The sequence below is a fragment of the Jeotgalibacillus sp. ET6 genome (assembly GCF_029667115.1).
In the GTDB taxonomy this organism is placed as follows: Bacteria; Bacillota; Bacilli; order Bacillales; family Jeotgalibacillaceae; genus Jeotgalibacillus.
The window spans coordinates 580,987-593,842 of record NZ_JARUIU010000001.1 but is presented as its reverse complement, the minus strand read 5'-3'; the positions used below and the strand labels follow the sequence as shown (position 1 = coordinate 593,842).

Sequence of the window (12,856 nt, the reverse complement as noted above, 5' to 3'; positions counted from 1 at the left end):
TCATTAAAAAGGATAGTTCATTTACTAGGAGGGAAATAATGAAAAAATTTGAAGAAAAAACGATCGAAAAACAAGTGATGTACGAAGGGAAAATTATAAATCTGCAAGTAGAAAAAGTTGAATTGCCTAATGGCAAGGAGTCTTCGAGAGAAATTATAAAACATCCTGGTGCAGTCTGTGTGATTGCCGTTACGGATGAAGGAAAGCTGGTAATGGTCGAACAGTACAGAAAAGCACTTGAACGCTCTATATTAGAAATTCCCGCAGGCAAGCTTGAGCAGGGTGAGGAGCCGATCATTACTGCAGCTAGAGAGCTTGAAGAAGAAACAGGCTATGGCAGTGAGCAGCTGGTTCACTTGATTTCTTTTTATACTTCACCAGGATTTGCAGATGAACTAGTTCATGTATTTGTTGCGAAAAATCTTTATAAAATTGAGAATGCAAGAGGTGCAGATGAAGATGAATTTGTGGAACTCGAGGAAATTACACTCGAAGAGGCAGAGCGCTATGTGAATGAGCAAAGAATTTTTGATGCAAAAACAGCCTATGCCGTTCAATATCTTCGATTACAGCAGACGCTTGAGGAGGCAAAGCGAGTTTAAAATATGTACGAAAATGTTATTCATGTTCCGTGAGACCCCATCATACAATGAGGAGAATTTATCCTTTTGGGGGGCATAACATGAAAAAATCCATTGCACGTTCCATACTGAACCATATCCAGCAGCATGCATCCCTTTATATTTTTGTCATGGCACTTTTAGGAGGAGGCGTCGTTACAGGCGCACTGCTCGTCAACCGGCTGCCTGAAGAACAGCTTCAAAGTCTGCTTCTCCCATTTCTTTCTTTTGAATCTGATGGCAAACTTGAGGCACTTTCTTTGTTAAGTGAGCAGGTTCGAGGATATATGTTAATCGATATCGCTTTAATAACGATTATTTGGTGTACGGGTTTTATGCTCATTGGCATCCCGGCAGCATGGCTAATCGTATTTTTAAAAGGAATGATGTTTGGATTCACTACAGGGTTGTTTATATCAGAGTTCGGGTGGGAAGGGCTGTGGATTTCTGTCGGCGTGGTGCTGCCTCATAATCTGCTGCTGATCCCGGTATATGTGATCATTTGTGTTCATGCAATTAAAATCACTCTCCACTTATGGAGGCGTGTTTTGACCAGACAGTCGTTCTCACCTGCTTTCCGCACAGCAAGCTTAAACTATACGGTTTTGTTTGGCTGCCTGCTTGTGTTTGTTTGCATTGGAGGCCTGATAGAAGCCTTTGTGCCGCCGTATTGGATGAAATGGTTTCATCCTGTAAGTTAAATGAAATTATTATTATATGATAATGTTTACAATTACTTTATTGGAATGATTATTGTTTGCAATCATCCCTCCTTTTGATATAATGTTGTTGACAGGCGAGGGAGGGCAAAAAATGGAAAGCAGAATTGACCGAATCAAAAAACAACTGCATTCAGCCAGCTACAAATTGACTCCTCAGCGTGAAGCCACTGTAAGAGTACTTCTTGAAAATGAGGCTGATCACTTAAGTGCTGAAGATGTTTACCTCCTCGTAAAGGAAAAAGCACCTGAAATAGGCCTTGCTACCGTTTATCGTACACTTGAATTGCTGACTGAACTCAAAGTAGTCGATAAAATAAATTTTGGAGACGGCGTATCACGTTACGATCTTAGAAAAGAAGGGGCAACTCACTTTCATCACCACCTTATTTGTATAGAATGCGGTTCTGTTGATGAAATTCAGGAAGACTTGCTTGAGGATGTAGAAGACATAGTTGAAAGAGACTGGAAGTTTAAAATAAAAGATCACCGCCTTACCTTTCATGGGATTTGTTACAGGTGTCAGGAATTGTCGGACGATGACAGCTCATCGAATAAAAGCTAAAACCATGCAGAATAGCATGGTTTTTTGCATGTGAATTTTTCTTTTACTTTCATTTAAAACAGATGACTTTAAAATGAAAGCGTACTACAATAGATTCATAGGAATGAACAGGGGTGGCAGGGATGAAGGATCAGCTTCTTGACTTTATACAGTTTATGATCGTAGAAAAGGGCCTGTCTGAAAATACAGTCCAGTCGTATGAGAGAGATTTAAAAAACTACCTGAATTACATTGAAAAAGTGGAACAAATCGAGTCAATATGTGATGTGAAAAGAACACATATACTTCAATTTTTTTCTCATCTAAAGTCTCAAGGGAAGTCTGCCAAAACGATTGCCAGGCATACTTCTTCTATTCGTTCCTTTCATCATTTTCTCATAAGAAATAGAAGATGTGATGGGGATCCAACTGAACATCTCGACACACCTAAATCAGAAAAAACGCTGCCAAAAGTTCTGAACATTGAAGAAGTGGAACAGCTTTTGCAGGCTGCGGATTTATCAAAAGCCAGCGGGTACCGGGATCGTGCCATGATGGAGGTCTTATACGCCACTGGAATGCGCGTAAGTGAACTGACAGGATTACAGCTTGATGATGTCAATCTTGATATGGGATTTATTCGCTGTATAGGAAAAGGCAATAAAGAACGAATCATTCCCGTGGGCAAAACAGCCACAGAAATACTCGAAGTGTATATAAGACAATCCAGAGGCAAGTTTGTCCGTACTTCAACGACCGCTTTATTTCTTAACCAAAAAGGGAATTCTTTAACGAGACAGGGGTTCTGGAAAATTTTAAAGGCTCTTGCAATGAAAGCGAATATTCAAAAAGAATTAACTCCGCATACGTTAAGGCACTCGTTTGCAACTCATTTAATTGAAAATGGTGCGGATCTCAGAGCAGTACAGGAAATGCTTGGCCACGCGGATATTTCCACCACGCAAATCTACACCCACGTTTCCACTAAAAGAATAAGGGAGGTCTACGCTAAGTTTCACCCGAGAGCTTAAATCTCGGTGTAATTTAAGTTGTCAGACTTCAGACCATTCTCTTGTTTAAAATGATCAATTAAAGGTAGAATAAGGACGTATAAATGAGGAGGATAAGGAATAATGACAAATAATAGATATAAAAGAATCCATTTAGTTGTAATGGATTCAGTCGGAATCGGAGAAGCACCTGATGCTAAGGAATATCATGATGAAGGCTCAAACACCTTGGGTCATATCGCTGAACATATGAATGGATTACAAATGCCGAATATGGCAAAGCTCGGTCTTTCAAACATCGAAGAAATTCAAGGGATTGAAAAAGCGGCAGCTCCAAAAGCCTTTTATACAAAAATGGCAGAAGCCTCTGTCGGAAAAGATACCATGACTGGCCATTGGGAGCTTATGGGGCTGAATATTAAAACACCATTTAAAGTCTATCCTGAAGGGTTCCCGGATGAATTGATTGCACTGCTTGAAGAAAAAACAGGCAGAAAAGTAATTGGAAATAAGCCGGCAAGCGGTACTGCCATTTTGGATGAGCTGGGAGAAGAACATATGCGTAGCGGAGCACTCATTGTGTATACATCTGCAGATCCAGTTCTTCAAATTGCTGCTCACGAAGACATCATTCCCATTGATGAACTCTACCGCATTTGTGAAATAGCAAGAGAGCTTACGCTGGATGAGAAATATTTAGTTGGACGTATTATCGCGCGTCCTTTTATAGGGGAACCTGGACAATTTAAAAGGACCTCCAACCGTCATGATTATGCTCTCAAGCCATTTGAGCGAACCGTAATGAATGAATTAAAAGATGAGAATCTTGACGTGATTGCTATTGGTAAAATATCCGATATTTTCAACGGTGAAGGGGTAACAGAATCTATCAGAACCACTGATAATATGGATGGAATGGATAAGTTTATTGACACGTTTGATAAAGAATTTACCGGCCTCAGCTTTTTAAATCTTGTAGACTTTGATGCACTTTATGGTCATAGACGGGATCCTGCAGGGTATGGAAAAGCACTTGAAGACTTTGATGCGCGGCTGCCAGAGGTTTTTGAAAAAATGACAGAGGACGATCTTCTTATTTTAACTGCAGACCATGGGAACGATCCTGTTCATGAAGGCACAGACCATACACGTGAATTTGTTCCTTTGCTTGTCTACACGACAAGAAAAGAACACGGAAAAAATCTTGAGCTCCTTGATACCTTTGCAGATGTGGGAGCCACTATTGCTGACAATTTCAATGTGAAAAAACCTGTCTATGGAAAAAGCTTTTTAACGGACCTAAACTAAAACAAGCGATGAAAAGAGGTACAGGAAAATGAGAATGGTAGATCTAATTGAAAAAAAGAGGGACGGCAAGCCGTTAAGCACGGAAGAAATTCAGTTTGTAGTAAATGGCTACACGACAGGAGAAATCCCTGATTATCAGGTAAGTGCGCTGCTAATGGCAATTTACTTCCAGGGTATGACTGAACAGGAACGTGCAGATTTAACCCTGTCAATGGTCGAATCCGGTGACCAGATTGATCTATCCGCTATTGAGGGAATAAAAGTAGACAAGCACTCCACAGGCGGTGTAGGCGACACAACTACTTTGATACTTGGTCCTCTTGTGGCAGCTGCAGATGTTCCTGTAGCGAAGATGAGCGGCAGAGGTCTTGGTCATACGGGAGGAACAATCGATAAACTTGAGGCAGTTCCCGGATTCAACGTGGAATTAACAAGTGAAGAGTTTACGAAGCTTGTCAATGAAATCAAGGTCGCTGTAATGGGACAAAGCGGTAATCTAACTCCTGCCGATAAAAAACTGTATTCGTTGCGGGATGTGACCGCAACTGTCAACAGCATTCCGCTCATTGCTTCTTCCATTATGAGTAAAAAAATTGCGGCAGGAGCAGATGCAATCGTTTTAGATGTAAAAACAGGAGCAGGGGCATTTATGAAGGATGAAGAACAGGCTCGTGAGCTTGCTCAAGCGATGGTCCGCATCGGAAATAATGTAGGGCGTAAAACGATGGCCGTCATTTCAGATATGAGCCAGCCTCTTGGTCTTGCTATCGGAAATGCATTGGAAATTAAAGAAGCAATAGATACATTAAAAGGGGAAGGACCTGAGGATCTGACTGAGCTTTGTTTAGTGCTCGGCAGTTATATGGTCTACCTGGCAGAAAAAGCATCGTCTTTGCAGGAAGCGCGTGAAAAGTTAGAAGAAGCGATTGCGAACGGCAAAGCACTGGAACGCTTCAAGGAATTTTTAGCAGGTCAAGGCGGGGATGCAAGTGTTGTAGACGATCCTTCAAAATTGCCGCAGGCTGAACATAAAATCGAGCTTTCTTCAAAAGAGAGCGGAACAGTGTATGAAATCGTAGCAGACGACGTGGGTACTGCAGCCATGTGGCTTGGAGCAGGTAGAGCCACGAAGGATTCACAGATTGACCTGGCTGTAGGCTTAATGCTCAATAAAAAGGTCGGGGATGATGTTCAAGCTGGTGAAACGCTGGTGACCATTTATGCGAATGATCTTTCACAGCTGGAAAAAGTGAAAGAAAAGCTTTTGGAAAGTATAAAGGTATCCAAAGATAAAGTGGATGCTCCCACTTTAATTGTTGGTCAAATTACTGGAGAAGAATAAGAAGCAAGATTAAATTAAAATTAGATAAAACATATTTTGATCATTCGACTTTTCAAGTAAAGTAAAAATATAAGGTAAAACATAGTTATTAGTATAAGGTGAGCGGAGCAGAAAGCGACGACTCCTTGCAGGATATGACGGCAAGCTGAGACTTTCAGGGCAACGCTCTGAAAAAGGCTTAAGCACCTGTCCCTGAAGGAAGCGTTCGCCTGAAGCGCAGTGAACCGATTGCAGAGCTTGAGACACTTTGTCTCAGGCTTTTTTTGTGCAGTTAAGACTAGGGCACACTTTTGCACAACAAAAAAACTAAATGCAGAAGGAATAATTCCAGCTCTTACTCCCCCACATGCACTCAACGAATAAAGATCTAAATGTTTTTTACATTAAGTTACATCCATTGCGTATAAAAACGGCTCACAAGGAAAAAATAAACAAAAAGAATTTGAAAGGTGTGAGCCATCGTGAAAAACCTGATTCAAACAACCTTAAGCATATTGTTAGTGTTTTCAATCTTTCCGTCTATGAGCACACAGGCGAACGAAGAAACAAAATTACCTTTGGACGAAGTGAAATCAGCGATTTTAATTGACCAGCATACAGGCATGATCGTACTGGATAAAAACAGCAACGAATCACTTTCTCCTGCGTCCATGACAAAAATTGCAACGATGCTGTTAATCATGGAAGCCATTGACGAGAAAAAAATAACGTGGGAAGACAAAGTTAAAACAAGCGAGCATGCAGCTTCCATGGGTGGATCTCAAATTTTCCTGAAGGCTGGAGAAGAAATGACCGTAAGAGATATGGTAAAGGGAATAGCAGTGGCATCAGCTAATGATGCTTCCGTAGCCATGGCTGAACATCTGGCAGGTTCTGAGAAAGATTTTGTCCGGTTAATGAATGACAAGGTTAAAGAGCTTGGCTTAAAAAATACGGTTTTTCACAATCCAACCGGATTGCCGGCTGATGGCCACGTCAGTTCAGCTTATGATATGGCTCAACTTGCAAAAGAGCTGCTTAAACATGAAGAAATTATCGAATTTACCGGTACCTATGAAGATTACTTGAGAAAAGACAGCGAAGATCCATTTTGGCTGGTGAATACAAATAAACTGGTGCGTTTTTATGAAGGGGCAGATGGCTTAAAAACAGGTTTTACTAAAGAAGCGATGTACTGTTTAACAGCTACAGCACAAAAGAAAGACATGCGTTTTATAGCGGTTGTTTTTGGTGCACCAACCTCAAAAGCGCGAAATGAGGTTGTGAGCTCGATGCTGGACTTTGGTTTTTCTCAGTACAAAAGCAAAACTCTCTCTAAACAAGGAGACAAAGTCGTGAAAATACGAGTGGAGAAAGGTTCTCCATTTATGATGTCGGGTGTATTGAGCGAACCGTTAAAATGGCTGTCTCCACTCCAGGGTTCAGAACAGCAGGTGAAAAAAAATATAAAGATTGAAAGTGAATTAACTGCTCCAGTTAAAAAAGGAGAGAAAATTGGGGAAATGTCCTTAATTGTGGATGGAAAAGAGCTCTCTTCAGTACCGATAGTGGCAGAAAGCGACAGTGTGAAAGCTTCATGGGGAGAATTGCTTGTCAGATCCATGAATGAAATGGCCAGATAAGGAAAAGCAGTCGAATAAACACTAGTTTCTTCTTTTATTGTCATCATGCAGGAATAAAGAAAAACGATCATGAATACTCCCTTTGTATGAAAAAAAGGAGGGAGTCAGATGGCTTTTACTGTTCAGGCTGAGATAAAAAAGAATGTGCTTTTGCTTCGTATGCAGGGAGAGCTTGATCATCACGCAACTGAAAAAATCAGAGAAGAATTGCTGAATCTAATGGAAGAGCACGACATAACTCATCTTGTACTGAACCTTGAAGAGCTGGAGTTTATGGATAGTTCTGGACTCGGTCTTATGCTCGGAAGATATAAGCATCTTCAAAAAAAGAACGGAAGCATGATTATCTGTGCTATATCAGAACCGGTTAAGCGGCTTTTTGAAATGTCGGGATTATTTCGCATCATGATTATTGAGTCCTCTGAAGATCAGGCATTAATGAGATTGGGGGTGGCGTAATGAATAATGAAGCGGTGTTTAAATTCCGGTCTATTAGTGAAAATGAAGCGTTTGCGCGCATGGTGGTCGCCTCTTTTATTGCACCATATGATCCAACTATAGGGGAATTAACAGATTTAAAAACGGTTGTGTCTGAAGCCGTGACGAATGCCATTATTCACGGCTATGACGGGAAAAATGATCAGTGGGTGTATATGACACTGTTGATGGAAGAGAATGTCTTAACCATAGAAGTAAGGGATGAAGGCATTGGAATGAGTGATATAGAAGAAGCCATGCAGCCTCTTTACACGACAAAGCCTGAAATGGAACGGTCCGGTATGGGATTTACGATTATGGAGCATTTTATGGATGCGGTTGAAGTGACGTCTGTTTCCACACAAGGAACGACGATTCGAATGAGCAAACATTTAGCCTCTGTCCAGGCTGAGTGTCATTAGGTGCTCATATGAGTGCGAAAACGACGACGAGCCATGAAACGGTCAGGGAATGGATCCGGTTAAGCCAGGCGGGTGATCAGGAAGCAAGAAGCCGTATGGTCGAAACAAATGTCCGGTTAGTCTGGTCGGTGGTCCAGCGCTTTTTAAACCGTGGGCATGACCCTGATGACTTGTTTCAGATAGGATCAATTGGGTTGCTGAAGGCAGTGGATAAATTTGACCTTAGCTACAGCGTAAAGTTTTCGACCTATGCAGTTCCGATGATTATCGGGGAGATACAACGGTTTTTACGAGATGACGGGGCGATTAAAGTCAGCCGGTCTGTAAAAGAGCTGGCGATCAAAGTGAGGCGGGCCAGAGAAAAACTGAGCAGTCAGTACGGCAGACTTCCCACGTTGTCAGAGATTGCAGAGGAGCTTGAAGTAACAGTAGATGATATCGTGTTGTCGCAGGAAGCATCCAAATCCCCTGCTTCTATCCATGAAACGGTTTATGAAAATGAGGGGGACCCGATAACGCTTCTCGATCAGATGGCCTCTAAAGATGAAGAGCAGTGGTTTCAGCAGCTCGCGTTAAAAGAAGCGCTGCTGACGCTTGAAAAACGTGACAGAGTGATTATTTTCCTTCGGTATTACAAAGACTATACCCAGTCAGAAGTAGCCGATAAGCTTGGAATTTCGCAAGTGCAGGTATCAAGAATCGAAAAAAGGGTTTTGCAGTCCATCAGAGAATGGATGGATGACGTAAAAGAAGCATGAGTACAAGAGAAAGGAGGAAGAGAGCATGACTCAAACTGTGTATATAAGGCTGAGGCGAAAAATTAACATTCAAAAAGGAAAACCGATTTTTGTTAAAGATGTAGCAGACATTCAGGCACCTCATATTAAAATGGATCGTTTTTTAAAATTGAAAGTAGTGGAAACAGATGTGAGTTCATCTGAAACTTACGTACTGATCGATCAGTTGGATATGATTGAGCTGATCCGAAAACATATGCCGAGTGCAGAAATTGAACTTCTCGGCGCATCTGCAACGCTTGTAGAATTAAGGAATGTTGAAAAAAAGGGTTCTCTTCCTCTTTTTCTTTTTGTTTGGAGTCTATTATTTGTTGGAGCAGGACTGACGATTATGTACTTTCATGAAGACGTCAGCATGAAGGAAACACAGATCACGATGGTCCAGATGATGACCGGCCAAAGACTCGAGCACCCTTTTTGGTTCCAGATACCTTATTCGTTCGGTCTTGGCATCGGGATGATTTTATTTTTTAATCATATTTTCCAGAAAAAATTTAATGAAGAACCAAGTCCTCTTGATGTCGAAGTGTATAACTATGAGCAATCACTGGAAGATTATATTGTAGACCAGGAAAGAAAGAAAGCAGCGCAATATGACCATTAATCTTTTGGTTATTTTTGTCGGCCTTGCTTCTGGGCTCGCTGTAGGCGGTGGATTTGTCGCTTTTTTAAGTGTTCTTGGAATTGTTCCGCGGCTTATCCAATTGACAAAAAATAAAAATAACTTAAGGTCCCTCGAATGGGCAGTCATATTAGGCGCGCTGACAGGACTTGCAGGCAGCTTGTATGAAGTGAAAACTCTTTACGGGTTTATATTTGTCCCATACGTAGGTTTGCTGGCAGGGGCTTTTATTGGAATGCTGGCAGCGGCTCTAACAGAAGTGCTCGATGTTATTCCTTTAGTAACAAGAAGGCTTGGCATGACAGCAAAGCTGCAGTCCATCATGTTTGCGATTGTGTTAGGAAAGGTTTCAGGTTCATTATTTTACTGGCTGTTTTTTATTCCATATCATAAAGGAGATTAGCTATGCAGTCCCTACCTTTAAAAGCAGGACAATTAGATGAAATATTAACTTCACGAGCCGGATTAGGTGAGAGCTTCGACTTTATGGTAAGAAAGTTTGTCGTTTCAGGCACTCCTGTTCATCTTTATGCGGTCAATGGACTATGTGATACATTATTTATCATGCAGCTTCTTGAGGAAGTTGTGGAAATTGACGTTCCGAAAAATGAGCGCTCCCATATTTCTTCGCTTGTACATAATCGTTTAATTCATCAATCAGTTGAAACTGTTGATACCGTGGACGATTTAATCCGCCAGGTTTTTTCAGGTCTGATTGCAATTAAGGTTGAAGGGGACAGGCATGCCTATGTTGTGGATGTACGGAGTTATCCGGGCAGACAGCCAGAAGAGCCTGATACAGAAAAAGTCGTCAGGGGATCCCGTGATGGATTTGTTGAAAATATCATTGTGAATACAGCACTGACGAGAAGACGCATACGTGATGAGAGAATACGCTTTGATATGATGGAAGTTGGACAAAGGTCCAAAGCGGATGTGGCGGTAGGATACATTAAGGACTTGGCGAATCAGGACTTAGTCGATGCAATAAAAAAAGAACTGAAAGCCATCGATGTAGACGGACTGACCATGACAGATAAATCACTGGAAGAATATATCGTTAAACAGGGATTCAACCCATATCCACTAGTCAGGTTTACTGAAAGGGCCGATATTGCATCCACTCATCTGCTTGAGGGGCATGTTTGTATTTATGTCGATACATCACCAAGCGTCATGATAACGCCGACTACTTATTTTCACCATGTGCAGCATGCGGAAGAATTCCGCCAGTCCCCAGCTGTAGGTACATTTATAAGATGGATTCGTCTCATGGGAATTATATCGTCCCTGATCCTTTTGCCTTTGTGGTATTTGCTTGCAATTGACCCTGATCTCAGACCGGAATCGCTGGCCTTTCTTGGCATGAAAGAAGATACGAATGTACCGCTGATTCTTCAGCTTCTAATAGCGGATATAGGAATTGAATTTTTACGAATAGCTGCTATTCATACTCCTACACCGCTGTCAACGGCCATGGGTTTAATTGCTGCCGTTCTGATCGGGCAAATTGCAATTGATGTGGGATTGTTTGTACCAGAGGTCATTTTATACGTAGCGATTGCCGCTATTGGTACATTCGCTACCCCGAGCTATGAGCTGAGTGTCGCAAATAAGATGGTAAGGGTTTCTCTGCTGCTTCTTGTCTGGATCTTTCACATAGACGGTCTGGTTATTGGGCTGACAATTTATATTTTATATTTAATGAATACTAAATCTTTTTCTACACCTTATCTCTGGCCTCTTGCCCCATTCAGACCCAAGGCCATGCTTAGAATAATCATGAGGCTTCCAATGACCAGCGCCATGCTGAGACCTATGATTGTCAAAACGAAAGACCGTGTAAGACAAAAGCCTACAGGAGAATGAAATTGATTTATAATGCATGGTTATGGTACAGTTCAACTAATTAGTAAAGGATATTTTGTCCAGAAAGAAAGGAACTGTATTATGCATTATTACGGCACATCCAGCACAAATGAAAAAGACCATTTAACAATTGGAGGGGTAGACGCCATCGAACTTGCTAAGGAGTATGGCACCCCTCTTTATGTGTATGATATTGCGCTTATTCGTGAGCGCGCTAGAGGATTCAAACAAACCTTTGACGATTTAGGGGTAACATCTCAGGTGGCTTATGCAAGCAAGGCTTTTTCATCTATTGCAATGATTCAAATTATTGAAGAAGAAGGTCTAAGTTTAGATGTAGTTTCAGGAGGAGAGCTTTTCACAGCCATCCAGGCAGGCTTTAATCCGGACCAAATTCATTTTCATGGCAATAATAAAAGTAAAGATGAAATAGAAATGGCCATTGAGTACGGTGTTGGTTGTTTTGTTGTGGATAATTTTCTTGAACTGGAAATGCTAGCTGAAGTTTGCCGATCCAAGAAAACTCAAGCTTCCATTCTGCTAAGAGTAACTCCAGGTATCGAAGCGCATACCCATGATTATATTTTGACAGGGCAGGAGGATTCGAAATTTGGATTTGATCTTCAAAATGGTCAGGCAGAAGAAGCGTTAAAGCAGGCTTTGGAAAAAAGTGAACTAAAGGTTCTCGGGCTGCACTGCCATATTGGATCGCAGATTTTTGAAACAACAGGATTTAAAAAAGCTGCGCAGAAGATGATTGAAAAACTTGCTTCCTGGAAAGACAAATACAATTATGCATCTCAGGTGCTGAATTTGGGCGGCGGGTTTGGAATCCGTTATACGAAAGAAGATACTCCGATCGCTCCATCTGATTATGTTCAGGATATAATAACTGAAGTAAAAGGATTGATGAAAAGTGCGTCTCTTTCCATGCCTGAGATTTGGATTGAGCCTGGCCGTTCTCTCGTAGGTGATGCAGGTACAACACTATACACAGTAGGTTCATCCAAAGTTGTACCGGACATCAGAAAATATCTGGCGGTTGATGGCGGTATGAGTGATAACATAAGACCTGCATTATACGATGCAAGGTACGAAGCTGTAATTGCAAACCGTCCTGAAGCCGACTTTGAAGAAACCGTAGCTGTTGCAGGGAAATGCTGTGAATCAGGAGATATGCTGATCTGGGATCTTCCGATTGCCAAGGCACAGCCCGGTGATGTTTTAGCTGTTTTCTGCACAGGAGCATATGGATACGCGATGGCAAATAATTACAACAGAATCCCTAGACCGGCAGTAGTGTTTGTAGAGAATGGAAAGGCTTCACTCGTTATAAAAAGAGAATCTTACGCTGATTTAGTCCGGCAGGATCTGCCACTCTATGCACATAAATAAGCGTCTACTATTAATCTATGGACGCTTATGATGTAAGGGAGTGATGAAGTTGAAATCAAAAAATGGCTTGCTGTTTGGATTATTAGTAGCGGGTGGAATTGTTTGGGGG

General features: G+C 41.5%; 14 protein-coding genes. All 14 read left to right on the top strand.

Going from position 1 to position 12,856, the window contains the following annotated elements; all coding sequences use genetic code 11:
* Nucleotides 1–38: 38 nt before the first annotated feature.
* The 14 genes from P6709_RS03025 (at nucleotide 39) to lysA (ending at nucleotide 12,747) form a co-directional block, all read left to right on the top strand.
* On the top strand, nucleotides 39–602 hold the full coding sequence (locus P6709_RS03025; RefSeq protein WP_278239400.1) for an NUDIX hydrolase: 564 nt from the start codon (nucleotides 39–41) through the stop codon (nucleotides 600–602).
* Nucleotides 603–682: 80 nt separating this feature from the next.
* A complete protein-coding gene (gene spoIIM, locus P6709_RS03020) occupies nucleotides 683–1,321 on the top strand; it encodes a stage II sporulation protein M (RefSeq protein ID WP_278239399.1) in 639 nt (212 codons plus the stop codon).
* 112 nt (nucleotides 1,322–1,433) lie between these two features.
* Nucleotides 1,434–1,904, top strand: a complete 471-nt coding sequence (fur, locus tag P6709_RS03015) for a ferric iron uptake transcriptional regulator (RefSeq protein WP_278239398.1) — start codon at nucleotides 1,434–1,436, stop codon at nucleotides 1,902–1,904.
* 122 nt (nucleotides 1,905–2,026) lie between these two features.
* Nucleotides 2,027–2,914: a site-specific tyrosine recombinase XerD gene (xerD, locus tag P6709_RS03010; protein WP_278239397.1), complete on the top strand. Its 888-nt coding sequence runs from the start codon at nucleotides 2,027–2,029 to the stop codon at nucleotides 2,912–2,914.
* Nucleotides 2,915–3,016: 102 nt separating this feature from the next.
* Complete coding sequence (gene deoB / locus P6709_RS03005) at nucleotides 3,017–4,201, top strand: phosphopentomutase (protein ID WP_278239396.1); 1,185 nt, start codon at nucleotides 3,017–3,019, stop codon at nucleotides 4,199–4,201.
* A 28-nt stretch (nucleotides 4,202–4,229) separates the two neighbouring features.
* Nucleotides 4,230–5,543: a pyrimidine-nucleoside phosphorylase gene (locus tag P6709_RS03000; RefSeq protein WP_278239395.1), complete on the top strand. Its 1,314-nt coding sequence runs from the start codon at nucleotides 4,230–4,232 to the stop codon at nucleotides 5,541–5,543.
* A gap of 461 nt (nucleotides 5,544–6,004) precedes the next feature.
* Nucleotides 6,005–7,165 carry a D-alanyl-D-alanine carboxypeptidase family protein gene (locus tag P6709_RS02995; RefSeq protein WP_278239394.1) on the top strand — a complete coding sequence of 387 codons (1,161 nt, stop codon included), beginning with the start codon at nucleotides 6,005–6,007 and terminating at the stop codon, nucleotides 7,163–7,165.
* Nucleotides 7,166–7,273: 108 nt separating this feature from the next.
* On the top strand, nucleotides 7,274–7,624 hold the full coding sequence (gene spoIIAA, locus P6709_RS02990; RefSeq protein ID WP_278239393.1) for an anti-sigma F factor antagonist: 351 nt from the start codon (nucleotides 7,274–7,276) through the stop codon (nucleotides 7,622–7,624).
* Nucleotides 7,624–8,064: an anti-sigma F factor gene (gene spoIIAB / locus P6709_RS02985; protein ID WP_278239392.1), complete on the top strand. Its 441-nt coding sequence runs from the start codon at nucleotides 7,624–7,626 to the stop codon at nucleotides 8,062–8,064. Before spoIIAA ends, spoIIAB begins: the two co-directional genes overlap by 1 nt.
* Nucleotides 8,065–8,072: 8 nt before the next feature.
* Nucleotides 8,073–8,822 carry an RNA polymerase sporulation sigma factor SigF gene (sigF, locus tag P6709_RS02980; RefSeq protein WP_278239391.1) on the top strand — a complete coding sequence of 250 codons (750 nt, stop codon included), beginning with the start codon at nucleotides 8,073–8,075 and terminating at the stop codon, nucleotides 8,820–8,822.
* 25 nt (nucleotides 8,823–8,847) lie between these two features.
* Entirely contained in the window at nucleotides 8,848–9,465 is a 618-nt protein-coding gene (locus tag P6709_RS02975; RefSeq protein ID WP_278239390.1) for a stage V sporulation protein AA, read from the top strand.
* Nucleotides 9,455–9,886, top strand: coding sequence for a stage V sporulation protein AB (locus tag P6709_RS02970; protein ID WP_278239389.1), 432 nt, complete (start codon nucleotides 9,455–9,457; stop codon nucleotides 9,884–9,886). The genes P6709_RS02975 and P6709_RS02970 overlap by 11 nt, the downstream gene beginning before the upstream one ends.
* Before the next feature lie 2 nt (nucleotides 9,887–9,888).
* The gene (locus P6709_RS02965; protein WP_278239388.1) at nucleotides 9,889–11,352 is read left to right on the top strand and encodes a spore germination protein; all 1,464 of its coding nucleotides are present in this window, start codon (nucleotides 9,889–9,891) and stop codon (nucleotides 11,350–11,352) included.
* Nucleotides 11,353–11,433: 81 nt separating this feature from the next.
* Complete coding sequence (gene lysA / locus P6709_RS02960) at nucleotides 11,434–12,747, top strand: diaminopimelate decarboxylase (protein WP_278239387.1); 1,314 nt, start codon at nucleotides 11,434–11,436, stop codon at nucleotides 12,745–12,747.
* Nucleotides 12,748–12,856 lie beyond the last annotated feature (109 nt).

Coding starts and splice junctions, on each gene's coding strand:
- P6709_RS03025 (WP_278239400.1), top strand. CDS start 39: ATGAAAAAATTTGAAGAAAAAACGATCGAAAAACAAGTGATGTACGAA.
- spoIIM (WP_278239399.1), top strand. CDS start 683: ATGAAAAAATCCATTGCACGTTCCATACTGAACCATATCCAGCAGCAT.
- fur (WP_278239398.1), top strand. CDS start 1,434: ATGGAAAGCAGAATTGACCGAATCAAAAAACAACTGCATTCAGCCAGC.
- xerD (WP_278239397.1), top strand. CDS start 2,027: ATGAAGGATCAGCTTCTTGACTTTATACAGTTTATGATCGTAGAAAAG.
- deoB (WP_278239396.1), top strand. CDS start 3,017: ATGACAAATAATAGATATAAAAGAATCCATTTAGTTGTAATGGATTCA.
- P6709_RS03000 (WP_278239395.1), top strand. CDS start 4,230: ATGAGAATGGTAGATCTAATTGAAAAAAAGAGGGACGGCAAGCCGTTA.
- spoIIAA (WP_278239393.1), top strand. CDS start 7,274: ATGGCTTTTACTGTTCAGGCTGAGATAAAAAAGAATGTGCTTTTGCTT.
- spoIIAB (WP_278239392.1), top strand. CDS start 7,624: ATGAATAATGAAGCGGTGTTTAAATTCCGGTCTATTAGTGAAAATGAA.
- sigF (WP_278239391.1), top strand. CDS start 8,073: ATGAGTGCGAAAACGACGACGAGCCATGAAACGGTCAGGGAATGGATC.
- P6709_RS02975 (WP_278239390.1), top strand. CDS start 8,848: ATGACTCAAACTGTGTATATAAGGCTGAGGCGAAAAATTAACATTCAA.
- P6709_RS02970 (WP_278239389.1), top strand. CDS start 9,455: ATGACCATTAATCTTTTGGTTATTTTTGTCGGCCTTGCTTCTGGGCTC.
- P6709_RS02965 (WP_278239388.1), top strand. CDS start 9,889: ATGCAGTCCCTACCTTTAAAAGCAGGACAATTAGATGAAATATTAACT.
- lysA (WP_278239387.1), top strand. CDS start 11,434: ATGCATTATTACGGCACATCCAGCACAAATGAAAAAGACCATTTAACA.